Annotated in this window: 23 protein-coding genes and 1 pseudogene; 12 read left to right on the top strand and 12 right to left on the bottom strand. The window is 59.5% G+C overall.

Going from position 1 to position 23,173, the window contains the following annotated elements; genetic code table 11:
* The 3 genes from ACVWYO_RS24395 to ACVWYO_RS24385 form a co-directional block, all read left to right on the top strand.
* The coding region (locus ACVWYO_RS24395; RefSeq protein WP_457355646.1) for a class I SAM-dependent DNA methyltransferase at nt 1-1,749 on the top strand (1,749 nt) is incomplete at its 5' end.
* The gene (locus tag ACVWYO_RS24390) at nt 1,746-3,836 is read left to right on the top strand and encodes a DEAD/DEAH box helicase (protein WP_457355645.1); all 2,091 of its coding nucleotides are present in this window, start codon (nt 1,746-1,748) and stop codon (nt 3,834-3,836) included. The genes ACVWYO_RS24395 and ACVWYO_RS24390, both read left to right, overlap by 4 nt.
* A 1-nt stretch (nt 3,837) precedes the next feature.
* Nucleotides 3,838-5,013: a GIY-YIG nuclease family protein gene (locus ACVWYO_RS24385; protein ID WP_457355643.1), complete on the top strand. Its 1,176-nt coding sequence runs from the start codon at nt 3,838-3,840 to the stop codon at nt 5,011-5,013.
* Nucleotides 5,014-5,125: 112 nt separating this feature from the next.
* On the opposite strand, the gene ACVWYO_RS24380 is transcribed toward ACVWYO_RS24385, so the two are convergent.
* From ACVWYO_RS24380 to ACVWYO_RS24370, 3 genes are all read right to left on the bottom strand, one after another.
* Nucleotides 5,126-5,716 carry a DarT1-associated NADAR antitoxin family protein gene (locus ACVWYO_RS24380; RefSeq protein WP_457355641.1) on the bottom strand — a complete coding sequence of 197 codons (591 nt, stop codon included), beginning with the start codon at nt 5,714-5,716 and terminating at the stop codon, nt 5,126-5,128.
* A gap of 52 nt (nt 5,717-5,768) precedes the next feature.
* Nucleotides 5,769-6,302, bottom strand: coding sequence for a DarT ssDNA thymidine ADP-ribosyltransferase family protein (locus tag ACVWYO_RS24375; RefSeq protein ID WP_457355639.1), 534 nt, complete (start codon nt 6,300-6,302; stop codon nt 5,769-5,771).
* A gap of 331 nt (nt 6,303-6,633) precedes the next feature.
* Nucleotides 6,634-8,619, bottom strand: coding sequence for a DEAD/DEAH box helicase (locus ACVWYO_RS24370; RefSeq protein ID WP_457355637.1), 1,986 nt, complete (start codon nt 8,617-8,619; stop codon nt 6,634-6,636).
* A 296-nt stretch (nt 8,620-8,915) separates the two neighbouring features.
* Between ACVWYO_RS24370 and ACVWYO_RS24365 the strand changes: the two genes are divergently transcribed.
* Both ACVWYO_RS24365 and ACVWYO_RS24360 read left to right on the top strand, forming a co-directional pair.
* Nucleotides 8,916-9,119 (top strand): hypothetical protein, encoded by a 204-nt coding sequence (locus ACVWYO_RS24365; protein ID WP_457355635.1) that lies wholly within the window; start codon nt 8,916-8,918, stop codon nt 9,117-9,119.
* Nucleotides 9,116-10,078: a tyrosine-type recombinase/integrase gene (locus ACVWYO_RS24360; RefSeq protein WP_457355650.1), complete on the top strand. Its 963-nt coding sequence runs from the start codon at nt 9,116-9,118 to the stop codon at nt 10,076-10,078. Before ACVWYO_RS24365 ends, ACVWYO_RS24360 begins: the two co-directional genes overlap by 4 nt.
* Before the next feature lie 36 nt (nt 10,079-10,114).
* Here the strand turns inward: ACVWYO_RS24360 and ACVWYO_RS24355 are convergent, their stop codons facing one another.
* Nucleotides 10,115-10,438, bottom strand: a complete 324-nt coding sequence (locus ACVWYO_RS24355; RefSeq protein WP_457355633.1) for an XRE family transcriptional regulator — start codon at nt 10,436-10,438, stop codon at nt 10,115-10,117.
* A complete protein-coding gene (locus tag ACVWYO_RS24350) occupies nt 10,435-10,797 on the bottom strand; it encodes a type II toxin-antitoxin system RelE/ParE family toxin (RefSeq protein WP_457355631.1) in 363 nt (120 codons plus the stop codon). The genes ACVWYO_RS24355 and ACVWYO_RS24350 overlap by 4 nt, the downstream gene beginning before the upstream one ends.
* 565 nt (nt 10,798-11,362) lie before the next feature.
* Here ACVWYO_RS24350 and ACVWYO_RS24345 point away from each other — a divergent pair.
* Together ACVWYO_RS24345 and ACVWYO_RS24340 are read left to right on the top strand one after the other, a co-directional pair.
* Nucleotides 11,363-11,998 carry a nucleotide-binding protein gene (locus ACVWYO_RS24345; RefSeq protein ID WP_457355629.1) on the top strand — a complete coding sequence of 212 codons (636 nt, stop codon included), beginning with the start codon at nt 11,363-11,365 and terminating at the stop codon, nt 11,996-11,998.
* Nucleotides 11,998-12,279, top strand: a complete 282-nt coding sequence (locus ACVWYO_RS24340) for a ribbon-helix-helix domain-containing protein (RefSeq protein ID WP_457355627.1) — start codon at nt 11,998-12,000, stop codon at nt 12,277-12,279. Before ACVWYO_RS24345 ends, ACVWYO_RS24340 begins: the two co-directional genes overlap by 1 nt.
* A 148-nt stretch (nt 12,280-12,427) precedes the next feature.
* Here the strand turns inward: ACVWYO_RS24340 and ACVWYO_RS24335 are convergent, their stop codons facing one another.
* From ACVWYO_RS24335 to ACVWYO_RS24310, 6 genes and pseudogenes are all read right to left on the bottom strand, one after another.
* Nucleotides 12,428-13,306, bottom strand: a complete 879-nt coding sequence (locus ACVWYO_RS24335; protein WP_457355648.1) for a RepB family plasmid replication initiator protein — start codon at nt 13,304-13,306, stop codon at nt 12,428-12,430.
* Between the two features lie 373 nt (nt 13,307-13,679).
* The gene (locus tag ACVWYO_RS24330; RefSeq protein WP_457355625.1) at nt 13,680-13,802 is read right to left on the bottom strand and encodes a hypothetical protein; all 123 of its coding nucleotides are present in this window, start codon (nt 13,800-13,802) and stop codon (nt 13,680-13,682) included.
* Between the two features lie 335 nt (nt 13,803-14,137).
* A pseudogene (locus ACVWYO_RS24325) lies at nt 14,138-15,300 on the bottom strand (type IV secretory system conjugative DNA transfer family protein).
* Nucleotides 15,301-15,437: 137 nt separating this feature from the next.
* Nucleotides 15,438-15,701 carry an antitoxin VbhA family protein gene (locus ACVWYO_RS24320; RefSeq protein ID WP_457355623.1) on the bottom strand — a complete coding sequence of 88 codons (264 nt, stop codon included), beginning with the start codon at nt 15,699-15,701 and terminating at the stop codon, nt 15,438-15,440.
* Nucleotides 15,688-15,915 (bottom strand): conjugal transfer protein TraD, encoded by a 228-nt coding sequence (locus ACVWYO_RS24315; RefSeq protein ID WP_457355621.1) that lies wholly within the window; start codon nt 15,913-15,915, stop codon nt 15,688-15,690. Before ACVWYO_RS24315 ends, ACVWYO_RS24320 begins: the two co-directional genes overlap by 14 nt.
* Before the next feature lie 19 nt (nt 15,916-15,934).
* The gene (locus tag ACVWYO_RS24310; protein WP_457355619.1) at nt 15,935-16,258 is read right to left on the bottom strand and encodes a conjugal transfer protein TraD; all 324 of its coding nucleotides are present in this window, start codon (nt 16,256-16,258) and stop codon (nt 15,935-15,937) included.
* A gap of 171 nt (nt 16,259-16,429) precedes the next feature.
* On the opposite strand from ACVWYO_RS24310, the gene traA reads away from it, so the two are divergent.
* Both traA and ACVWYO_RS24300 read left to right on the top strand, forming a co-directional pair.
* On the top strand, nt 16,430-19,486 hold the full coding sequence (gene traA / locus ACVWYO_RS24305) for a Ti-type conjugative transfer relaxase TraA (protein ID WP_457355617.1): 3,057 nt from the start codon (nt 16,430-16,432) through the stop codon (nt 19,484-19,486).
* Nucleotides 19,487-19,496: 10 nt separating this feature from the next.
* Nucleotides 19,497-20,204 carry a DUF6118 family protein gene (locus ACVWYO_RS24300; RefSeq protein WP_457355615.1) on the top strand — a complete coding sequence of 236 codons (708 nt, stop codon included), beginning with the start codon at nt 19,497-19,499 and terminating at the stop codon, nt 20,202-20,204.
* Between the two features lie 12 nt (nt 20,205-20,216).
* On the opposite strand, the gene ACVWYO_RS24295 is transcribed toward ACVWYO_RS24300, so the two are convergent.
* A complete protein-coding gene (locus ACVWYO_RS24295) occupies nt 20,217-20,510 on the bottom strand; it encodes a hypothetical protein (RefSeq protein WP_457355613.1) in 294 nt (97 codons plus the stop codon).
* Nucleotides 20,511-20,699: 189 nt separating this feature from the next.
* On the opposite strand from ACVWYO_RS24295, the gene ACVWYO_RS24290 reads away from it, so the two are divergent.
* The 3 genes from ACVWYO_RS24290 to ACVWYO_RS24280 all read left to right on the top strand — a co-directional run.
* Nucleotides 20,700-21,329 carry a plasmid pRiA4b ORF-3 family protein gene (locus ACVWYO_RS24290; RefSeq protein ID WP_457355611.1) on the top strand — a complete coding sequence of 210 codons (630 nt, stop codon included), beginning with the start codon at nt 20,700-20,702 and terminating at the stop codon, nt 21,327-21,329.
* 449 nt (nt 21,330-21,778) lie between these two features.
* Nucleotides 21,779-22,033, top strand: a complete 255-nt coding sequence (locus ACVWYO_RS24285) for a CopG family antitoxin (protein WP_457355609.1) — start codon at nt 21,779-21,781, stop codon at nt 22,031-22,033.
* Nucleotides 22,034-22,126: 93 nt separating this feature from the next.
* Nucleotides 22,127-23,173 (top strand): type IIL restriction-modification enzyme MmeI (locus tag ACVWYO_RS24280; RefSeq protein WP_457355607.1); only part of this gene is annotated, 1,047 nt, incomplete at its 3' end.

Raw genomic sequence — 23,173 nt, 5'->3', positions numbered from 1 at the left:
GACCCGGCGTGCGGATCGGGCAATTTCCTGGTGATCGCGTACAAGGAGATGCGGCGCATTGAGGCGACGATCGTCGAACGGCTGGGCGGCGAGAAGAATCTCAAGCTGGACGAGCGCCGCAGCGTCATCCCGCTCGACAATTTCTACGGCATCGAGATCAAGGGCTTCGCCGCCGAGATCGCCCGCCTCGCGCTGCTGATCGCCGAGTTCCAGGCGGACTGCCTGTATCTGAGCCAGCAGGAAGCGCGGGCGATGGTGTTGCCGCTACATAGGACCGGCCAAATCTATGTCGATAATGCGCTGCAAATCGACTGGCTGAAGGTGTGCCCCCCGTTTAGCCCTCTAAAAGAGATTGAATATGATCTCGGTGGAGCAACGGGTCGCCTAGCGTTGGAAGATAATAGCTTTGCGGATAATGGAACGGAAACGTACTTGTGCGGTAATCCGCCGTATTCTGGATATAACAAACAGTCAGTTAGCCAGAAGAACGATCTTGGGCAGATATTTTCACCGCTGGTAAAACGTTGGGGTAATCTGGATTATGTTACAGGGTGGTTCGCAAAGGCCGCCCAGCAATTACAAGTAACAGGCGGTGCTGCTGCTTTCGTTTCGACGAATACAATATGCCAAGGCGGACAAGTACCTATTTTATGGCCGCTTATTCTATCTTTGGGCCAAGAGATTGGTTTTGCTCATACCTCTTTTAAATGGGCAAATCTCGCTGCAAATAATGCAGGAATTACCGTGATAATTGTTGGAATAAGACCGTCGAGCAATGCGCCAGCCGTGCTATTTGAGGAAAACATAAGTGATATAACTGTAAGAAAGGTTGATAATATAAATGGGTATCTTGCTGCCGCGCGCGATATATTTGTCTATTCATCATCCATTCCCATATCGCAAATAGCAAAAATGAATTTCGGTAATCATCCATACTATGGCGCTGACTTGATAATTTCTAATCAAGAAGCGCGTGATTTGATAAATATCGATCCTCATGCGGCAGAGTTTATTCGCCCTTATTATGGATCTACCGAAGTCATTTACGCTTCGCCACGTATGTGTATTTGGGTGAAAGACGTTGACGCTCATCGGGCATCGGCTATTCCCGCCCTCAAAATACGTTTTGATGCCGTTCTTTCTGATCGCAAGGCTAAACCAGGCGATGCATCGGCAACTGCGCTCGTATCCTTCCCTCATCGTTTCCGTGATCAGGTAGAATCGAGGCAATACTTTATTGCCGTTCCTCAAACTAGCTCGGAAAACCGTCCCTATCTACCATGTGATATTATCGCCGCCCCGGCGGTGGTAAGCTTTAAGTGCTTCGCTATTCACGATGCTCCGCTTTGGAACTTAGCGCTTATCGCCTCGCGCCTTCATTGGGCCTGGATTGGCGCAGTCTGTGCTAGGTTAGAGATGCGCTTCTCTTATTCTAATACACTTGGTTGGAATACTTTTCCGGTCCCCAAACTAACCGAGCAGAACAAGGCCGACCTCACCCGTACCGCCGAGAACATACTGCTGGCACGCGAGGCGCATTTCCCTGCGACGATCGCCGATCTCTACGATCCCGAGACGATGCCGGACGACTTGCGTCGCGCTCATGAAGACAACGACGAGGTGCTGGAACGCATATATATCGGCCGGCGCTTCCGCAACGATACCGAGCGGCTGGAAAAGCTGTTTGACCTCTACACCAAGATGACGGCCGATGCGCCGAAAGCGAAAAAGGGCAAGAAGGCCGCATGACCGATACTCGCCCCAGCACGATACCCGCCGTTCGCCTTGTCACCGCACACACCGGCGTGTCGGCCAAGGCCAACGAACTCGGTATGCGGCCGATGCAGTCGCGCGTCTATGACCGGCGCGGCGAGCAGTACCTGCTCATCAAGTCGCCGCCAGCCTCGGGCAAGTCGCGAGCGCTGATGTTCGTCGCGCTCGACAAGCTGTACAATCAGGACCTGAAACAGGCGATCATTGTCGTGCCGGAGCGCTCGATCGGCGGCAGCTTCGCCGACGAGCCGCTGAGCAAATACGGCTTCTGGGCGGACTGGACGGTGAAGCCGCACTGGAATTTGTGCAACGTCCCCGGCGCCGACGACGTGAAGGTCGCCAAGTCGAAGGTGAAGGCAGTCGGCGAGTTCTTGGCAAGCGGCGACCGCGTCCTGGTCTGCACGCACGCGACCTTCCGCTTTGCGATCGACGAACTGGGCATCGCGGCGTTCGACGACAGACTGATCGCGGTTGACGAATTTCACCACGTCTCTGCTAATCCCGACAACCGGCTGGGCGCGCAGCTCGGCCTGCTGATCGCGCGCGACAAGGTCCATCTGGTCGCGATGACCGGCAGCTATTTTCGCGGGGATGCGGTCGCGGTGCTGGCGCCCGAGGACGAGGGCAAGTTCGACACCGTCACCTACACCTATTACGAGCAGCTCAACGGCTACGAGTACCTCAAGACGCTCGACATCGCCTATAGCTTCTACACCGGGCGCTATATCGACAAGATCGTCGACCTGCTCGATCCGGGTACGAAGACGATCGTCCATATTCCCAGCGTGAATTCGCGGGAGAGCACGAAGGACAAGCATCGCGAGGTCGAGGAGATCATGGATCACCTTGGCACTTGGCGCGGCACTGACGAGGCGACCGGCTTCCACCTGATCGAGACCGCCGATGGTCGCACGATCAAGGTCGCCGATTTGGTCGATGACGATTCCGCCAAGCGTGATCGCGTGTCGTCAGCTCTGAAAAGCCCGGCCGCGAGGAAGGATCGCGATCACGTCGACATCATCATCGCGCTCGGCATGGCGAAGGAAGGGTTCGACTGGATCTGGTGTGAGCACGCGCTGACCGTCGGCTATCGCTCCAGCCTGACCGAGATCATCCAGATTATCGGCCGCGCCACCCGCGATGCGCCCGGCAAGACGGTCGCACGCTTCACCAATCTGATCGCCGAACCCGCCGCTGCTGACGATGTCGTTGCGGATGCCGTTAACGATACGCTTAAGGCGATCGCCGCCAGCTTATTGATGGAGCAGGTGCTGGCGCCGCGTTTCGAGTTCACGCCCAAGGATATCGGCGAAAAACCGGGTTATGATTATGGTCCTGACGGCTATCAGGAGGGCGAGGCCAATGTCGGATTTAATGGAGAGCGCGGCCAGTTTCACTTCGAGCTGAAGGGGCTGGTCGAACCGCAATCGGCGGCAGCGAAGCGGGTGTGCCAAGAGGATCTGAACGAGGTCATTACCGCCTTCGTGCAGGACAAGCAGACGATCGAACGCGGCATGTTTGATCCTGAGGTGGTGCCTGAAGATTTGACTCAGGCCCGCATGGGCAAGATCGTCCGCGATCGTTATCCCGAAATGAGCGATAGCGACCAAGAGGCGATCCGCCAGCATGCGATCGCGACGATGAATATCACCCAGCAGGCGAGTAAGATCATCGCGGAAACTGCCGTCGACGACGGTGCGGGCGAGCTGAAGGCGAGTACGTCCTTCGTCGATGGCGTGCGAAAGTTCATGAGCGTGCGTGAACTCGACATCGACCTGATTGACCATATTAACCCGTTCGATGCTGCCTATGCGATCTTGGCAAAAGCAATGAACGAGACGACGCTACGTCAGGTGCAGGCGGCGATCGGCGCGCGCAATACAACGCTGACCGAGGAAGAGGCACGGGCCTATGCAGTGCGTGCGGTTCAGTGGAAACGCGATCGCGGTCGTGCGCCCGAGGTGACGTCACAGGACCCGTGGGAACGCCAATTGGCCGAAGGTGTCGCAGCGTTCGCCCGCTACCGTGCCAAGGCTCAGGCCGAGGCTACCGCTAATGGCTGACATGACCGACGACGACATCCTGGCCGAACTGGGCGTCGACCTGACGCCCAAGACCGTCCGCGCTCGCAGCCCGCGTGAGGAACGGATCATCGCCGGGTTCGAGGACATTGCAAAATTCCGTGACGAGCACGGCCGCGCGCCCCTACCTGGCGAGGATCGCGACATCTTCGAACGCCTGTATGCGGTCCGGCTGGACCGGCTCAGGGCGCAGCCGGACAGCGTGGCGCTGCTGACGAATATGGATGTGCATGGCTTGCTTGACGCCAGCGATGCCAGCGTAGCGCCTCCGGCCGACGATCTTGACGACAGCGCACTCCTTGCCGAATTAGGCATCAACGACACGCCCGCCGACGACATCACCCAACTTCGCAACGTCCGTTCGAACACCGAACGCAAGGCAGCGGAAGAGGTAGCTACCGCCAACCGATGCGACGATTTTGCGAGCTTCAAGCCGCTGTTTGATCGGATCGAGGCGGACTTGGCATCTGGTGCACGGGTGACGCGGTCATTTGGTCGCGATGCCGGCGTCGACCAGGGCGATTTTTTCATTCTGCGCGGTCAGCTCGCTTACGTCGCTGAGGTAGGCGACCTTACCAAGGCTCCAAACGGCCAGAATGACGCTCGGCTGCGTGTCATCTATTCGAACGGCACCGAAAGCAACTTGCTCCGCTGGTCGCTTCAAAGGGCGCTTTACAAGGACGACAGCGGCCGTCGTGTGACAGAGCCGGACGCGGGACCGCTGTTCGAAAGCGTGCCGGACGAGTCGGACCATCTTTCGACCGGCACCCTCTATGTTCTGCGCAGCCGCTCGACACACCCAACAATCGCCGCCAATCGCGACCTCATCCACAAGATCGGGATCACTGGCGGCTCCGTCGCAGCGCGGATATCGGGTGCAGCGGACGACGCAACCTACCTCCTCGCTGATGTCGACGTCATCGCAACCTATAAGCTGTATGACGTGAATCGCCCGAAGCTAGAGGCACTGATTCACCGCGTCCTGCATAGCGTACGATACGACGTGGAAATTCCCGACCGCTTCGGAAAACCAGTCCGGCCCCGCGAATGGTTCATGGTCCCGCTTCCGGTCATCGACGAAATAGTTGAGCGGATCGGCGATGGAACGCTGTCCGTTATGAAATATGATCGCAAGGAAGCCGCCTTGGTACGTGATTAATTTCGAGTAGCTAAATCAGTCAGGAGGCACGGCTTTTGGCCGATTGTCAGGCCGCCACAAGACATTTGCTCGACCACGACGACGCTCAAGATTAAACTACTTCTTCTGGACTCTATATCACACCACCCTTTGAGGCGGCCAAAAAGTTAGGAAATGAAGAGATAGCTTGATCGAGCTTTCCTCTTTTTTCGAGAGAAATAAACAGAGCACACGAGTATGCTTGGCAGTTAATGGATCTCTCGGGGTTGAACTCAATATCTGTAAATCCATCCATTTTCCCCAGCCTTTGTAACCAAGAACGAGCGGGGAGTATGGCATTTATATAGAGCCAATCATAGAATACTGTTGGCGGGTCTAGAGGAAAGTCCTGGCCATCAAACCTAAAACCCTGGAGAGGACCCGACTCCTTTAATCTGGAATCGCGCTTTGCTTCTCTGGGATCAAGGTCAAATAAATCCGGGAACGGCCCCCCATCCCTGAAGACCTTACTACCTTGAAAAGCGCACTCCAGAATTATCTCCTTTTTATTTATAATAATCTTTTGATGAAATGCACTTAACTTCCTCCCAATCTCTCGCTCAGACTTACTGGAGATTTCAAGAAGGTGCTCCATTCCTCTGGCGTGGGCTGCATCGTGAAGCTCTATCACGTTCTTCTTTTTCTGAGACGCGGCCATACCTGCATGCCACCGGAAATTGATCATTACTCGATCGACTAGCCGGGGACCGGATAACAAGGGAATGAAGATAGGGCGCTCAGCCATTAGGTAGATTCGCTATAAAATCGGTAGCAACGTGGTTAGGGATCAGGAGCTCATACTTTTTTGCAACCTTTAGGCGCTCTTTGACACTTTCCTCTTTCCAGTCAGTCTTGGTGTAAATGACCTCTAGATCGAGAACTTCGAATCCGCTCTCGATCGTGTGCGGCGTACAGCCTGAGCTATTAGACACAACGTCTGTAACCACCGCTCCTGGGATTCTTAGTACTTCAGGACTTATCCGCAAAAATAGGCTGTCCTGGATCCGGCCGTCCTCCTTGGCCTTCCACTCCATGGGATGGGAGTCGAGGAAACATAGATGTACATATCGATCCATCCCGGAATGAGCATCAGCGTCTAAGCTCCACTGATTGCCGCCGGGGGCAGGGACGGCGAGGCCGCCACCCCTAAGTGCGTGCATCGAAAGGATACCGTGTTGCCGAATGCCGGTAAGGTTACGTCGGTCGGTGAAGTGATAGAATACCTTATGGTTATCAGTCAAGAATTTGACGATCTCATCAATAGTTGCCATTCTATCACCCCCAATTGCTCTTTATATAGTCGTCATTTTAGCCTATTACTTATAAAACAAGTGCGAAAAGTGAGTTTGATAATCGTTTTTCTACAAGGTCGAATCGAGAACAGCCCTAACGGCAAGCAAATCGGCATTAGTCTTTTCGAGAATATCAGAGGTACATCCCACGCAGAATATGGGGCGGATCGTAAAGCCGGCCTTGGTCTTGGGAATCTGAAAACATGCGGCACCGGCCGGAATCCTGCTTTCGCAACGATCGCAGGATGTGGCTCGCCCGCAGGTATGCATTGCCGGCGTTCCGGTCGACATTGTCAGCAGCGACGGAGTCTTACCCTTCGGCTTTCCCATTCAATATCCCCTTATATCGGCGCGTGAGAGTGTTGATGACCTGCTCCAAGCCAGCCAGGGCAGCCTCAAACTCCTCGGTGCTCCACTCTTTGCGCGGCTTTGCGTTGTCTTTCTTTATTTCTTTGTTGATGAGCGTAACGCAAGCAACGAAGTTGTTTGTCGCGGCAACTCCTGTGTTGATAATCTCACGTCCCCCGCGACTAATTCCTAGCCGATTCACAAGAAGATTGGCAGCTCTGCTGACCTGATCGTTCAAGCCCTTCTTGCGCATCTCCCATTCTCGCAAAGGAAGAATTTGATATGGTTCGGCCGACTTTGAAACTATTTTGGCGGTAGACCTCGCTAGCACGATTTCCTCTGCCTGCTCCGGGTCGAGGCCGAGGCGCTCTAAATTCTCTCGGAGCTCTTTTATGATGTCTTCTTGTTCAGCCGACGTGAAGTCTTCCTCGATCATCGAGTCGACAATCTCGTAATTGACGACCACCGCCTCAGATAAGCGCATCCGAGCTTCGCCTGTCTTCACGCTTTCAGGTGGTTCAGGCTCTTTGCCGCCAATGATCTCTTCCCAAAACTTTTGATCGTCGCTTTCGAAAAGCTTAAACTCGCGAAGGCGCTCGTCTAAGTTCATGCCCGCATGAGTAACGACATGCCCGTAGTTATCGGGATGACCTGAGCTGTTTTGTACGATCACCCGGAGAATACGGCCCACGAACTGAATATACGGGGCGAGCGTGCGGAACGGCCGAAAAATGGCAGCGACGCTCAGCTTTGGATGATCGAAGCCCTCACCTAGCATCTGGACCTGAACAATGCAGTCAAGCTCACCGCTTGTAAGGCGGCGCTTTACATCCACCTTTTTGTCATCGTCCATCTCGCTGAAGATAAGATCAGCCTTGAAGCCCCTAGCTTCATACATAGCAGTGATCTGCTTGGCATGATGAACGGTACAGGCAACTGCGATAAGTTGGTGGTTAGTACCCGTCTCCCGGAGAAGCTCTAGCTTTTCAAGGCTATTATCAACGATCGTTTGGTTGCAAGCGGCGGACAGCGCGATACCCCGGCTAAACCAATCTTTATCTTTCATGGCTAGCACATCATCTAGCGTGTATATCTTAGTTTCGCCCTTGGCAGTAAACTCCAACTCGCTTGGGGCGGCGTACGATGCCTTGATGCGTTTAATATAGCCCTTGAAGGTCGCCTTCTTAAACGGATAGCGATAAACTAGATCGCCTTCGATCTCTTTGCCGTCTCCCCTGAAAGGAGTGGCGGTCATGTTAATCACGCGCGCTGCATCAAAGTGTTCCAACACCTTCTTCCAGCTCTCGGCTGGTGAATGATGAGCCTCATCAACAATTATAAGATCGAAGAAATCCTTGGGGAAGCGATGGAGCCACTTCTCCGGATTTGTGGAGAGTTGGTGAACATTGGAGACGACAAAATGAGACTTTTCGCAAACTGAGATGTTGCCTGTATCGAGTGTAGTCGCGAACGGCCCCCCGATCATGGCTTCGGTCGTTAGTATGTCGCGTTTCCGCCAGAAACACTTTTGGCGATTGGTTACGTCAAGAGATTCGAATAGACCCTCTTTTATAGTCAAGTTCGGTGCGACCACTAGAACGCGACCTTTGGCGATGCCAAAGGGAGCGATGGCGGCGATACCAGATTTCCCACATCCGACGGGTATCTGAATAATTGCCGTCTTACCCCCGGACTTAAAGTACTCATAAAGCTTAGAATATGCTTCAACCTGCGGCTCACGGAGCTGCAGGTTCTCCTCGATATGAGCTGGGGTTTTTATAAAAAACTGTTCGAGAGGAATATTCGAGCGGACCCACGCGTCTAAATCGGTTTTGCTGAAGAGCCATTTGCTTCCAACTTTATTCGATGGGAGCGTCCCGTCACGCGCCAGGTCGTAAAGCGCGGTTTTCCCGAGCTGCAAGTAGCGCGCAGTCTCTTCGATCGTCATCCATTCGCTTGACATCGCCGTCCTCTCAGCTGCCAGACGGTATCATACGCTGCCGTCTGATGCAACGACCTCAGTGATGGGGTGACGCGGGGGCTTGTGTTGGCGCTGCGGTTGGGTTTTCGAAAACGTCCCTTTGATGCACACTTTTGATCGAGGGCGGATAGGCCAAGTTTTTGCAGCCAACGCTGTCGGGGAACTCGTCCGGCAATCTGTGTCCGGAAAACGCCCAGCTTTATTGGCATGCTTTATGTGATAATGTCCTTTATCATATGTATAAACGCTGCTAGAATCATGCTATGTTCTACCGCGTCCGCATCTCCCCTACCCCCACTGCGACTGACGCTGAAGGCAAGGCGGTTGCCGACACTCGCGTGTTGGAGATCATGTTCCCCGGAGACCACCTCGACACGCCGACCGGGCGGGTCAATTTCATTGTCGGCCCAGGCGTCGCCAAAATATCGGTCGCGGGCGAGACGATCCGAGGCGTGCCGTTGTGTTGAACGCGCTTACCCCCCTGCCCTCACCCGTGTTCGCACTGCCGGCGCTGGTCGCATCGGCCGACGAGCCCGCTCAGCGCCGGTTCCTTGAGTTTTTCGCCGTTACCATTCGCAACGTGCATACCCGCCGCGCCTATGCGCGTGCAGCGGGGGAGTTTCTGGCCTGGTGCGAGGCGCGCGGCGTGGCGTCGATCGCCGAGGTGCAGCCGCTCCACGTTGCGGCTTGGATCGAGCAACTCGGGCGCGAGGTATCGGCCCCGACCGTCAAGCAGCGGCTCGCTGGCGTCCGTCATCTATTCGACTGGTTGGTGACGGGCCAGGTCATGCCGACGAACCCGGCCGCGTCTGTGCGCGGGCCGGCGCACAGCGTCCGTCGCGGCAAGACGCCGGTGCTGGCACCCGACGAGGCGCGGCGGTTGCTCGACGCGATCGACGTGACGACGCCTGTCGGACTTCGCGATCGGGCGCTGATCGGATTAATGGTCTATTCGTTCGCGCGGATCGGCGCGGCGCTGGCGATGCGCGTTGAGGACGTGTTCGTGCAGAACCGTCGTCTATGGGTGCGGCTGCATGAGAAAGGCGGCAAGCGCCATGAAATGCCCTGCCATCACAATCTGGAGGAGTATCTGACCGCCTACCTTGACGGGTACGAGTTGCGCGAGGATCGCAAGGGGCCGCTGTTCCGCACGATCGCACGCGGCACGGGCCGGCTCAGCGCGACCCCCCTGCCCCAGGCCAATGCGTTCCAGATGGTTCGGCGGCGCGCGAAAGCCGCCGAGATCGAGACGGCGATCGGCAATCATTCCTTCCGAGCGACCGGAATCACCGCCTATCTGAAAAATGGCGGGACGCTGGAGCGTGCCGCGACGATGGCCAACCATGCTTCGACCCGGACCACCCAGCTCTACGACCGCCGACCCGACGACGTGACGCTCGATGAGGTGGAGCGCGTGCTGATCTAGTCCGGCTAACGTATACTTGTATACAACAATTGCCGATTAGGCTGCCGAGGCGGTAAAGTTGCCGATTTCGACCGAGCGATCGGAAAAAGTCGCGGTGATGTGCATCTCGCCGCCCATCGCCGCGATCAGGTCGCGCAAGGTGCTGACCTTCATGTCGGGACGGCGAACCAGCTTGGAAATGGCGGGTTGCTGGACCTCCAAGACGTTCGCCAGCTCTTCCTGGCTGATGCCTAGCCCTTCGCGCAACTGCTCCAAGCTGACCATCTCGGCTGCTAGCTCTGCCTGACGCGCATCGCTGCGCGCGCGACGCTCGGGACTCCAATCCTTCATGAGGTCAGAAAACGGGCGATGTCCGCTCATTTTATCAGTCCTTCCTGTTTCAGTTCCTTCAAATACACGTCGTAAAGCTCGTCTGCGATCGGGATGATCCGTTCGTAGAACCGATCATCCCCGGTCTTGTCGCCCCCGATCAGCAGGATCGCCGATCGTCGCGGATCGAAGGCGTAGAAGACGCGCAGCGGCCTACCTTCGCTCTGAATCCGCAGCTCCCGCATATGCGTGTGCCGCGAATTGTTGATCCCTGACGAATGGGGAAAGCGCAGGTTCGGTCCCTTCGCCATCAGCAAACCGACCGTGAAACGGATCGCGTCCTGATCGGCTTCGCTCAGTTCGGTGTGCCAAGCTCCAAATTCGTCGGTATTTTCAACGTCCCAGCTCATTGATCGCTGTATTCCATGTAAGGAATATAGGAGGCATTGCTTGCCAGATCAATAAGGCGCGTGCGCTTGCTCCGAGCCGGTCGGGCGCGCTCGGGCGGGCCGCGCTCTATCTCCGCTTGCGCTCCGACCGAGCCGCCTTACCGGCGTCTCGGCGCTGGCGCGTAACGATCACTCGCGCGGGCGAAGCGTACTTCGCCCAAGAGGACGCCGGCGTCGCCGGCGATGGTCTATTTCAGATGGGGAAAGGGGCGCTCCGCCCCCTCTCCCCCGCAACGGCATCGGCCGGGCCGTGGCTCGCTGCGCTGCGCCCGCACCACCCCGGCGGATTCCCGTTGCCCCCCTCTCCCCCGCTGTTCGCCACGAGGCAGGGCCGATGGCCGAGGCCAGGACTGCGCGCAAATGGCTGGAGAGTATTGGCGTTCCGCTCTGCCCGATCGAGGGCCACGGCCCGATGCGGCATGATCCACTCGGGGCCGACGAGGACGATGCAGAACCGCGACGGCCCCTTCCCCAATACTTTGCCGATGTGTATACAAGTATAAGCCTATACCCGTAGGAGCGTATAATGAAGGTTCTCGCTATCCTGTCCCAGAAAGGCGGCGTCGGTAAGACGACGCTCGCGACGTGCCTTGCCGTGGCGGCCGAGCAGGCTGGCAAGGAAACCGCGATCATCGACCTGGACCCGCAGGCGACGGCATCGTTCTGGAAGGATGTGCGCCAGCTCGATACGCCGGCAGTCGCCTCGATCCAGCCGGTGCGGCTGGCGGCGATGCTCAAGGCTTGCGCCGACGCCGGCACCGACCTTGTGGTGATCGACGGCGCGGCCGTTGCGCGCGACGTCGCCTATGAAGCAGCGCGCCACGCCGACTTCATCCTCGTGCCGACCAAGACTGCCGTGTTCGACACCATGAGCATGACCCACACGCTCGACGTAGTGCGTCAGCTCGACCGCGCCTTTGCCGTCGTGCTGACGTTCGTTCCACCCCAGGGTCAGGAGACGGGCGACGCGATGAAGGCGGTGGAGGAGCTGGGCGCGGCAGTCTGCCCGGTGACGATCGGCAATCGCAAGGCGTTTTTCCGCGCACAAGCAGTGGGGCAGGCGGTGCAGGAATTTGAACCAAACGGCCCGGCAGCAACCGAGATCAAGAACCTATACGAGTATACGGCTATACGCCTATACGGAAAAGTAGAGGTGACATGATGGCGAAACCGAACGCACTTCAGGCCGTTCTCGATCGCGCCAAGGCTGGCGGCGACACCCCGGCAGCGCCGGAGCCAGGGGGCGCGGCACCCTCTGCCAAGCCTGCGTCGAGCGGAAGGCTCGGGACGAAGCTGATAGGCGGACATTTCGCGCCAGAGGTCAGTACCCAGCTTCGCATCCTCGCAGCCGAGGAAGGGACAACGGTGCAGAATCTGCTCGCCGAGGCGCTGGATGACCTGTTCGTGAAGAAGGGCAGGGGGCGTGTAGCCCGAAGCGTATAGTCGTATATCTGTATACGGCTATACGCTTCGGCGTATCCGTAGGTGGTGGAGCGATTCGGCCGGTTTTGTGGGAAGAGCCGCAGACTGTCTCGCCGACCAGGCCGACGTGATCGGGAAGCGTTTTAAAAGTGAGTTTTGGGGTAGGCGCTCACCTTTCGGCTGGCGCATTGAAATTGACCAGGACGGGAAGCTCGGGGATGCCGCCCCGCAGCTTGGCGCGGCGCACGATGCTGTGCTGGTCGATCAGGTTTTGCGCGTCGCGCTTGCCGCTCGATGTCTTCGGGAACCAGTGGAGTGCGACCCGCTCGACCTTGCGGCCCTTCTTGATCGGCGTGAACTCGACATAGAAGGGGCAGAGCTTGTTGATTTCCTCGACCGCGACCTTGAGGCAGTATTTGTTGAGATCGGCGAAGCGTTCGAGCTTGCCTTCCGGCACGTTGAGCAGGCCACGCATCTCCTCGATCGTGAACTCTTCCTTCTGTTTGTATTCGAGGCCGATACGGCGCTCAATCATTTCATAAAGGCAGAGGGCGTATTTCGATTCGAAACAGTACATCACTTGCGTCTTGAGGCGGGCATAAACCTCACTGTTCCGCAGTATTTCGATCAGCTCCTCGGGAATGCGGTAGTGGAGGAAGCCATCCTTTTCGAGGCTTTCGTCGCTAGGGCCGAGGAGCTGGACGCGGCGCTTGTAGCTTTTGCCGGCCTTGCGGATCGTGACGATCGCGATGGTGCCCATCAGGCGCAGCAACGAGCTTTCCACGCGCTCGTTGCCTTGGTGCGTCCCTTTCAGGGCCGTTTTCGGGATGCGGTGGATGATGGGTTCGCCAATGCGTTCCCAAGCGTTGGCGATCAGCAGATTGTAGATGCGGCGATCGGCGAGGGTGAGGGGACTCAGCTCGACGATATCAACCAGCTCGCCGGGCTTGACGATTTCGCCGTAATTGGCGGGATCGAACGGGTTGCCACGACCCTTCTGCGTCAATGTGCGAAAGGTCAGATCGACAGCGGCAGGCAGGGACGACATAAGGCGGGTCCGGTGAGGAGGAGCAGAATAGCGGCTCACTTTAGCGTGAATTGTGAGCTTGGCAAATTCTCTAGCTCGCCGATAGGGCGGGGGGAACGGCTACCCCAAAACTCACCGTTGATCGAGCCAGGAGCGACCACCTACCCCAAAGCTCACTCGACTCTGCCCCAACACTCACTTTAACCGACCCCAAAGCTCACCTTAGGCTACCCTAAAACTCACGCGAATCGACCCCAACGCTCACTTTTCGAGGTGATTTTCCGCAGAAATCCAAGGGTTTCGAGGCCCTGAATCTTGAATCTAAGAAGAATATTTGAATCTGAAGACGAACGGTGAGTTTTGGGGTGGGTCGTGCCTGTGGATAAGTCAGCGACTATCGGTGCTCGCCCACCACCGTCATCGCAAAATACAAAGCGAGAGAAAGGAAAAACGGAATCGGCCTGTGGCCGATGCGCCTTTGTTCGTCGCCGGCTTTGCCGTCGATACCGAGGATCAACCGACACACCACACAATACCACCATCACCAAGATCAACCGTCCAAATGGCTTTTCGGGAAGCCAAGTTCTACCGGCAGCTCGCCATTGCACCCGAGGGTGCCTGCCAGAAGGGGTAACAGGGGTGATTTTGGGGCCGTGGAGCCTCAAAGCAGGCTGGAGTGGCGGGGAAGGGCCTTCGACCGGAAAACAATCTCCGAGACGGCATTGTCGATGAATCTTACCAGACCCGCGCCGCCAACGGTGAGGTGATACCCCAAAGCTCACTTTTCATGGGCATTCCAGTCCGCCACTGTGATGTATACGCCTATACATGATGCTGCCGAAGTCTCATCACTCAAGCCGGATCGAACCGCCCGGCGAACTCGCGATCATCATAATAGCGCAGCTTGGCGGCGATGATCGGCCGCTGCCCGGCGAGGAACAGGAGCTGGCGATCGGGGCGGAGTGTGCGAATTTCATCGGGGGTGAGCAGGGCGCGGCCGACATGCTGCTGCCCGTAGGACACGCCGCTTTCCTCCGCGTCGAGCGCGCGGCTCATGGTCTCGAACACGACGGTTTCCTGCCCCGCCAAATCGGAGACGAGCTTGGCGCTGTCCTGATCGTTGACCCCGAACACCTGTAGTACCCCGGCATTAGACAGGAACGTGCCGGCGCGCTGCCCGTAGAGCGCACGGAGCTGGTGGACATCCTGCAAGATCGGCCAGAGCTGGACGCCGTAGCCCGCCATCAGACCCATCGCGCGTTCGACCGGCTCGAGGCGACCAAGTGCCGCGAACTCGTCGAGCAGGAACAGCACCGGCCAGGGCGGGCGACCCGGCGCGCGCGCCAATTCGGTGAGGGCTTGCGCCACCATCAGGCGCAGCCAGCGGGCATAGCTGGCGAGCCGATCGGGCGGCAGCACGAGGAACACCGTCGCAGGTGCATCCTTCAACCCCGCAAACGTGAAATCCGAGCGTCCCAGCACCGTCGCCATGCGCGGGGAGTCAAGGAAGTGGGTATGGCGCTGTGCGGCCGACAGTACGCCAGCGGCTTCGCGATCGGATTTGCCAAGCTGGCGATGGCGCGCGGCGATGCGAGCGTTCTCACCCTTGGGGTCGATGCAGACGACGGCGAACGGATATTCGAGCAGGTTGGGGATGATCGTACCGACGCCTTGCCAGTGCGGGTGGGTGCGATCGTCAGTAAATGAGCGGGGCCGGCATAGCGCATCGGCTTGCCAGTCTTCACGTCACGGCCGATCAGCAGGCCGTGATCGTCGTTGAGGGCTTACGCCTCCCCGGCGGTGGCGAAACGGGCCGAGCCGTGTGTATCGGCGGTGGCGGCGGCATTGCCGTAGCGCAGGATCAGCGGCTGGAAGAGCGCCCGCAGCGGCACGAGCAGGATCGCGAGCCAGACCAGCACCGTGACGATCGCAACAAGCGTGGGATAGCGGAGAAGTCCGAAATACCACATCAGCCCGTCCGAGCCGAGGATCAGGACGACGCCCACGGCGATCATCAGGACCAGTACGCCGAACAGGTGACGGGCGAAGCGGAATGGGGCGAATACCAGCGACTGGACCGCCCAGACGGGGTTCTGCGCCGCGATGCGGGCCAGGTTCCGTGATGCCCGGCTGAGCTGGCGGAACCACTCGATCACCGGCCGCGAGCCGTCGTCATAGCTTCGTTGAGGCTGGCGAAATACTCCTGCACCGGTTCGCTGGCGGGCAGGGAGCGGGCGTGCGCCAGTAGCGCCTCGATATGATCGGTTTCGGATAGTTCGCCTGCCACGAACCTTCGGTTCAGCGCATCGAACTCGGACGTCAGCTTACCTCCAGACAATTCGGTGCTGGTGCGGGCGAAATCGACCGCCCGCTGGCGGCCGACGCGCTCCTTGTCCGATAAGTCAGGCATCGTCATCGCTCCCTTCCGCTTCCGCATCGAACGCGCGTTTTCCGCGTCTTTTCCACAGCGCCAGCGTATCGTCCGCATCATCACCGCGACCACGCCCAGCGAGATCGAGCAACGCGCCGTAGAGCGTGGCGCGATCGTCGTCGGTCAGCTCGACCAGCCCGGCCTTTTGGACGAGGCCACCCAGCTCGATCAGATGGCGTGTTCGTTCGCGACGTTGCATGACCCAATCCCGCGTATCGCTACGCCGTCCCGCCGCTTCCGCCCGAAGCGTTGCCGTTCGATTCAACCGAAGTGCCCGATCCGTCGATTGCAGCAGCGCCGCCACCTTTTTTCGCACGCCGCTGAAAGAACGCAGCGCCCTTCGACCGCCATACCTCCTTCGCGCTCGCATCCTTTGATCCGATTGCATCAAGCAGCACACCGGCGAGGGTTTCCGCATCGAGCGCATCGGCTCCGGTAGCGGCGACGAGCTGACCCAGCTGTTCAATCCGCTTGGCCTTGAGTGAGCGCGCCTTGTCACCCAGCGCCTTCAGCTCGGCATCGTAATCGCGAACTTTCCGCATCGCACTTACCTTTCGTACATTGCCCAACAGCATATTAGCGAGTGCAACACGGTCAGTAAAATCAGGTCACCGTAAAAGCCACACAGTCAATCACGAGAAGCGAGGCGGATTGTGAGTGCGCGCTTATACGTCGTTGCCGACGTACGCTCAGAAGTGCAATAAGCAGGCTGCATGGCGATCTACCATTTCTCTGCCAAGGTCATCAGCCGCGCGAACGGATCGAGCGCCGTTGCAAGCGCTGCCTATCGTTCCGCGTCCGAGCTGCATGATGACCTGCTAGAACGCGATCACGATTTCTCGAACAAGGCCGGCGTGGTCCACTCGGAGGTGATGTTGCCAGAGGGCGCGCCAGAGCGTTTGAACGACCGCGCGACGTTGTGGAACGAGGTGGAGGCAAGCGAGAAGCGCAAGGACGCTCAGCTTGCCCGCGAGGTGGAGTTCTCGATCCCGCGTGAGATGAATGAGAAGCAGGGCGTTCAGCTCGCACGGGATTTTGTGCAGACGCAGTTTGTCGATCGCGGGATGGTCGCGGACCTGAATGTGCATTGGGACAAGGCGAAGGACGGCAGCCCCAAGCCGCACGCGCATGTCATGCTGGCGATGCGCGACGTGGGGCCCGAGGGGTTCGGGAAGAAGAACCGCGACTGGAACAGCACCGAGCTGTTGAAGGACTGGCGCGAGGCATGGAGCGCGCACGTCAACGAGCGCATGGCCGAGCTGGGGCTGGAGGGCCGGATCGACCATCGCAGCTACGAGGCGCAGGGGATCGAGCTGGAGCCGCAACACAAGATCGGTCCGGCAGCATCGCGCCGACCGGAACAGGGGCTGGAAGCCGAGCGGATCGAGGATCACGTGCGCATCGCCCGGGAGAACGGCGAGAAGATCATTGCCAATCCCGATATCGCACTGGACGTCATTACGCGCAGCCAGGCGACGTTCACCACCCGCGACCTTGCAACGTTCGCGTTCCGGCATAGCGACGGCAAGGAGCAGTTCGACCAAGTGATGGGCGCGGTGCGTGCCAGCCCCGAGCTGGTCGCGTTGGGCAAAGACGGGCGCGACCAGGAGCGGTTCACGTCGCGTGACATGATCGCGGTGGAGGCCCGGCTTGAGCGCGCCAGCGACGAGCTTGCCGGGGCAGACCAGCACTTTGTCGCTGGCACGCATGTTTATCGTGCGTTGGAGGCGGCCGAGGGCAGAGGGCTTACCCTGTCTCGTGAGCAGCGAGACGCGCTCGGCAGGATCACCGGCAGCGACGGGCTGGCGTCCGTCGTCGGCTATGCCGGCAGCGGCAAGTCGGCGATGCTGGGCGTCGCGCGCGAGGCATGGGAGGATGCCGGCTACACCGTGCGCGGCGCGGCGTTGTCGGGCATCGCGGCCGAGAACCTTGAAGGCGGGGCCGGCATCCGGAGCCGCACCATCGCCAGCCTTGAACACGCATGGGGGCAGGGGCGCGAGCAGCTTGGCCCGCGTGACGTGCTGGTGGTGGACGAGGCCGGCATGATCGGCTCGCGCCAGATGGAGCGGGTGCTGTCCCAGGCACGCGACGCCGGGGCCAAGGTCGTCATGGTGGGCGACCCCGAGCAGTTGCAGGCGATCGAGGCGGGTGCGGCGTTCCGGAGCGTCGCCGAACGTCACGGCGCGGCAGAGATCACCGAGATACGCCGGCAGCGCGAGGACTGGCAGCGCGACGCCACGCGTGCGCTGGCGACCGGGCGCACTGGCGAGGCGATCCACGCTTATGATCAGGGCGGCATGGTCCACGCGGCCGACACCCGCGAGCAGGCGCGAGGTGAGCTGGTCGATGGCTGGGATCGCGCGCGCCAGGCTGACCCTGATAAATCCCGGATCATTCTCACCCACACCAACGCCGAGGTCCGCAAGCTGAATGAGGAAGCGCGTGGCCGCTTGCGGGCAACCGACGACCTTGGCGACGACGTGGCGGTGAAAACCGAGCGCGGCGATCGGCAGTTCGCGACCGGCGACCGCATCATGTTCCTACGTAACGAGCGGGGCATGGGGGTAAAGAACGGCACGCTCGCTACGATCGAGCGGGTATCGCCAGAGGGCATGGCGGTGCGCGTCGATGACGGGCGGCAGGTCGGGTTCGACGTGGCGGACTATGCCGCAGTCGATCACGGCTACGCCGCCACCATTCATAAATCGCAGGGCGTGACGGTCGACCGTAGCCACGTACTGGCGACGCCGGGAATGGACCGCCACGCGGCCTATGTCGCCCTGTCGCGGCATCGCGACGGGGTACAGCTCCATTACGGGCGCGATGACTTCACATCCGACGCCAAGCTCGTCGCGGTGCTGTCGCGTGATCGGGCGAAGGACATGGCGAGCGACTATGCAGTCGAGACTGACGAGGTCGCTGCTCGTGCTTTCGCGGACAGACGCGAGATCCGGCTGCCCGAGCGGGTGCGCGAAATCGTACGGACGATCGAGACGAAGGCGAAGAGCATGTTCGTCGGCTTCAGGCCCAAGGCGCCGGATGTCGAGCCTCGCGAATATCTACCCGAAAGCACGAACCGACCCGCGTCCGAACGCCCGGCGTCGGCAGCGGAGCGGGGCCAGGGCGAGCAGGTGCGAGCGCCCCGGCGTGGCATGTTCGACGGGTTGAAGCTCGATGTGACGCCAGCGGGGCCGGCGCCGGTGACGGCGCATGATAACGGCCAGGACCCCGCGTTCGTGCGCGCGGTTGAGCGGGCTGCGCGCTCGGCCGAGGCGGCGTTGCAGACAAAGGCCTCGAGCGGAGTCGTGCTCGAGCACCAGAAAATATCGCTCCAGAGCGCGATCGACGCGCTGGAGCAGCTCCGTCCCCACGCATCCGATGACATGCACGAAGCGATGACGCGCAATCCGGTCCTGCTGCGCGAAGCGGCTGCGGGGCGCAGCGGCCCGATGATCGCGGCGATGGCGCAGGAAGCCCGCGTTCGGACCGATCCGCATCTGCGTGCTGACCGGTTCGTGGAACGCTGGCAGGAGCTACAGGGCCAGCATGCGGACTTCGCGCGCGCCGGCTACGCGGCGGGCCGCAACAAGGCGGGGCAGGAGATGGCGGACATGGTGAAGGGCCTCGAACGCGATCCGCAAGTGGAGTCGCTCCTGCGCGACCGATCGCGCGAGCTGGGGCTTGGGATCGGCCAGCGCCAAGACCGGGATATCAGCCGCGAGCTGTCGCGCGATCTGAACCGCGACCGCGACTTGGGAATGAGCCGGTAAGGAGAGCGTGATGGACGACGATCGTGAGTATGATGGCGGTGACGATCAGGCTGCGCTGGCGTTCGTCCAACTTGGCCGCGAGGTGTCGCTGCTGCGCGCTGCGATCGAGGGGCTGACTGCCGCGCGGGAGTCGGCCGACACACCTGATTATGAGCCGACGCTCGCACGCACCGAGAAAGTGCTGGCGGCACTGGTCCGCCAGATCGACGCGATGAGCAAGAGCCCGGCGATGATGCTTACGCCCGAGGAGATGGGGCAGCGTTTGAATGCCGCTGTCACCGACGCCGTACGCGAACTGCGTCACCAGATCGGGGCGACGGACACGATGCTGCGCAACGTCGCGGGTAGCCTGTCCGACCGGCTGGGGTCGGCGCGGCGCGGCGACGAGCAAAATCGCTGGCTGCTGTGGACCGGGCTGGGTGGCCTGATGCTGGGGGTGTTGCTCTACGCGATCGTGGTGGGGCCCATCGTACGGCTGATGCCGTCGACCTGGCTATGGCCTGAGCGGATGGCGGCGCGCGCCGTCGCCGAGCCTTCGCCTTGGGAGGCCGGCAAACATCTGATGCAGCGCGCGTCGCCGGCAAGCTGGAACGCGATCGTCAGCGCCTCCGATCTGGCGAAGGATAATCGCGACACCCTCGACAGATGCCTCGCCGCTGCTGCCAAGGCGAAATCCAGGGCGGTGCGCTGCACGATCGAGGTGAAGGCATCGGAATAAACAAATGCCCAGCTATACGTCGGGCATATCGCTGATCTTAAAATCAGCGCTGTTTTTCGTGATCCGCAGTTCCAGCTCGACAGGGGCGCCGTCGGTTATTTTTCCGGCCTTGTATTGTCCCGTCCTGACTTCATCGCCGGCAGCGAGGTATTCGCTGATCTCGTTGATGCTCTTCCAGCCGATTTCCCACCAATCCACCTTGCCGTCCTTTTCCTTCCGTCCCCACTGAAAAACCTTGAATTTGGAATTGCAGTGATTGGTAGCGCCCTTGGGCTTGGCGCTGACGATACGGAATTTCCTGGGCATGGCTGGTCCTGACTGCCGGGTGATGCTCGGCAACAATGTCGTGCTCTGCCGGACCAACGACAAGATGTGCCTCACACGGCAAAAAGGTCTACCTTTTTACCAGCCTCGTTGATTGGGCATAACGGCCGCGGCACGTTGGCCTAGCGAGGCAACATTGCCGATCAGGGTGGGCTGGGGCATGTCTGGGGCATGCAAGATCCCTTCGACCCAGACAGCTTCATCATCACCGCGAATGTCCACATTCTTGGGATCGAGCCTCGGATCGAGCGCATGCTGGAGCTGCCCGTCAATCTTAACTTCGCGCAGTTCCATGAGGTTTTGCAGGCGGCGTTCGGCTGGACCGATAGCCACCTGCATCGCTTCGATGTCGGCGGACTGACGATAGGCGCGCCCGAGTTCGATGATGGCAACACATATGGTCCCCGTACTATCGAGGCGGGCGAGGTGCGCATGCAGGACCTCAGTTTCCCCTACGGCGAGGACGCCAGCCTCCAAGCCTTGTACGTGTACGACTATGGCGACGATTGGCATCACCGGATCATACTCCGTCGCCGTATGCGTGATCCGAATGTCAGCTATCCCCGATGCATTGAGGGTGTAAGATCCGGGCCGCCCGAGGATGTGGGAGGGTACTCCGGCTACGCTGATTTCCTCGAAGCCTGGCTCGATCCCGAGCACGAGGAGCATAAGGCGGTACGGCGGTGGGCGGGTCGCAAGTTCGAACCGGAGCGGCTCGATCTCGAAGCAATCAACAAGGCAATTACGAAGGCGATGCGAGCCGCTAAGGGAAGCTATCGCTTCAGGCATCTCCGCCTATAGACGGTGCCGCAACGCTTTCAGCGAGCGTCACAACCCTTCGGTTGTGACGCCGAATTAGGCCTGCTCGCCCAGCCCCTTTGTTGGTATTGTGTTTTAATGGCAGCAAATAGCACGCAAAAAGAGCAGGTTTGGTTGACTAACGTACATACAAATGGTATCTTCTGCCATACCTAGCAAAATCTTCTTTGGCTTTGATTGGGATGAGGGAAACCTGCAAAAATGCCAGAAGCCTGGCGTAACCACCGGAGAGATCGAGAGCGTGTTCGCGGGCACGCCGGCGATCGGGCCGGATGCAGCGCATTCTACGGCAGAAGCGCGGTTTTTGGCGATCGGGAAGGCGCAAAGCGGCCGGTACGTGTTTCTAGCTTTCACTTAGCGCGAGCGAGACGGCGCCAATCTCATCCGGCAGATCAGCGCCCGCTACATGCACGCCAAGGAGGTGCAGCACTATGAGCAACGATAAGTCCCTTCCGCTGTTTTCCAGCGACGATGAGGCCGAGGCTTTCGTGGAGACGGCTGATCTCACCAAATATGATCTCTCGGCATTCACGGCCACGCAGTTCGAGTTTTCGAGCAAGGATGCTCGGGTGAATATGCGCTTGCCTGCCGAGCTATTGGACGCGGTCAAAGCGACAGCTGCTCGCAAGGGCATGCCCTATCAGCGCTTTATCAGACAGGCTCTAGAACAAGCTCTGCACGGATAGGTGCAGTTACGGTAGCTAGCGGGCAAGCCCTTTCACTGGCTGCTCAAACCGAACCATGACCGCCCGCCGGGTAGCGTTGGACATATTTGCACAATGAATGCTGTTGAAATCGAAGAAGCTGTGTCCGCTCTGGTTGCGGAGCCGTTCGACGCTGCCGAGTTCGGTTTCCAGTTCATCACGGCCTTCGGCGCGAAGAAAACGACGGTCGATCGCCTGCGCCGTGGAGACTCGAACCAGTCAGACATCGGCGGTGTCCTGCAACGTAACAATATCCACATCGCCGTGGCGCCTATGGGCGAAGTCGGCGCGACGCTAACTGCCCTTCGTGCCAGCCCGAAAACGGCCAGCGCGAAGGTCAAATTCATCCTTGCTACCGACGGTGACACGGTGGAGGCAGAGGATCTGGTGTCGGGCGACGTCATCGCCGGGTCCTATGCCGATCTGCCCCGGCACTTCGCGACTTTTCTACCGCTGGCAGGCATCTCCACTGTCAAAGAGATCAAGAACAACCCCGTGGACATCAAGGCGACGGGGCGGCTCAACCGCCTTTACGTCGAGCTGCTTAAGGACAATCCGGACTGGGCGACCGAGGCGAAACGGCCTCAGCTCAACCAGTTCATGGCGCAGCTGATCTTCTGTTTTTTCGCCGAAGACACCGATATCTTCCCGGGAAACCATAAGTTCACCCCCACCGTGGAGCGGATGACCAGCGGCCAGGCCGACGACACGCAAGCCGTCATCGCCGAGCTGTTTCGCGCGATGGGCACCCGGCCTGAACACCGCGCGGCGGGCAAGTTCCCGACTTGGGCGGATGGCTTCCCCTATGTAAATGGAGGGTATCTGTTCGATGGCGAGACCGAAGCGCCGTATTTCGGTCGCACTGCCCGCGCGTACCTGCTCCGCGCGGGCGAACTGGACTGGAAGGAGATCAACCCGGACATCTTCGGATCGATGATCCAGGCGGTCGCCGACGATGGCGAGCGCGGCGAGTTGGGCATGCATTACACCAGCGTGCCCAACATCCTGAAGGTGCTGAACCCGCTATTCCTTGATTCCCTGCGCGAACAGCTGGAGGCGGCGGGCGACGGCAAGCAGCGACTGCGCACCCTGCGCAAGCGGCTGGCGACCATCCGCGTGTTC

Source organism: Sphingomonas sp. UYP23, from assembly GCF_054059235.1.
This window is presented reverse-complemented; position numbering and strand designations above follow the sequence as displayed.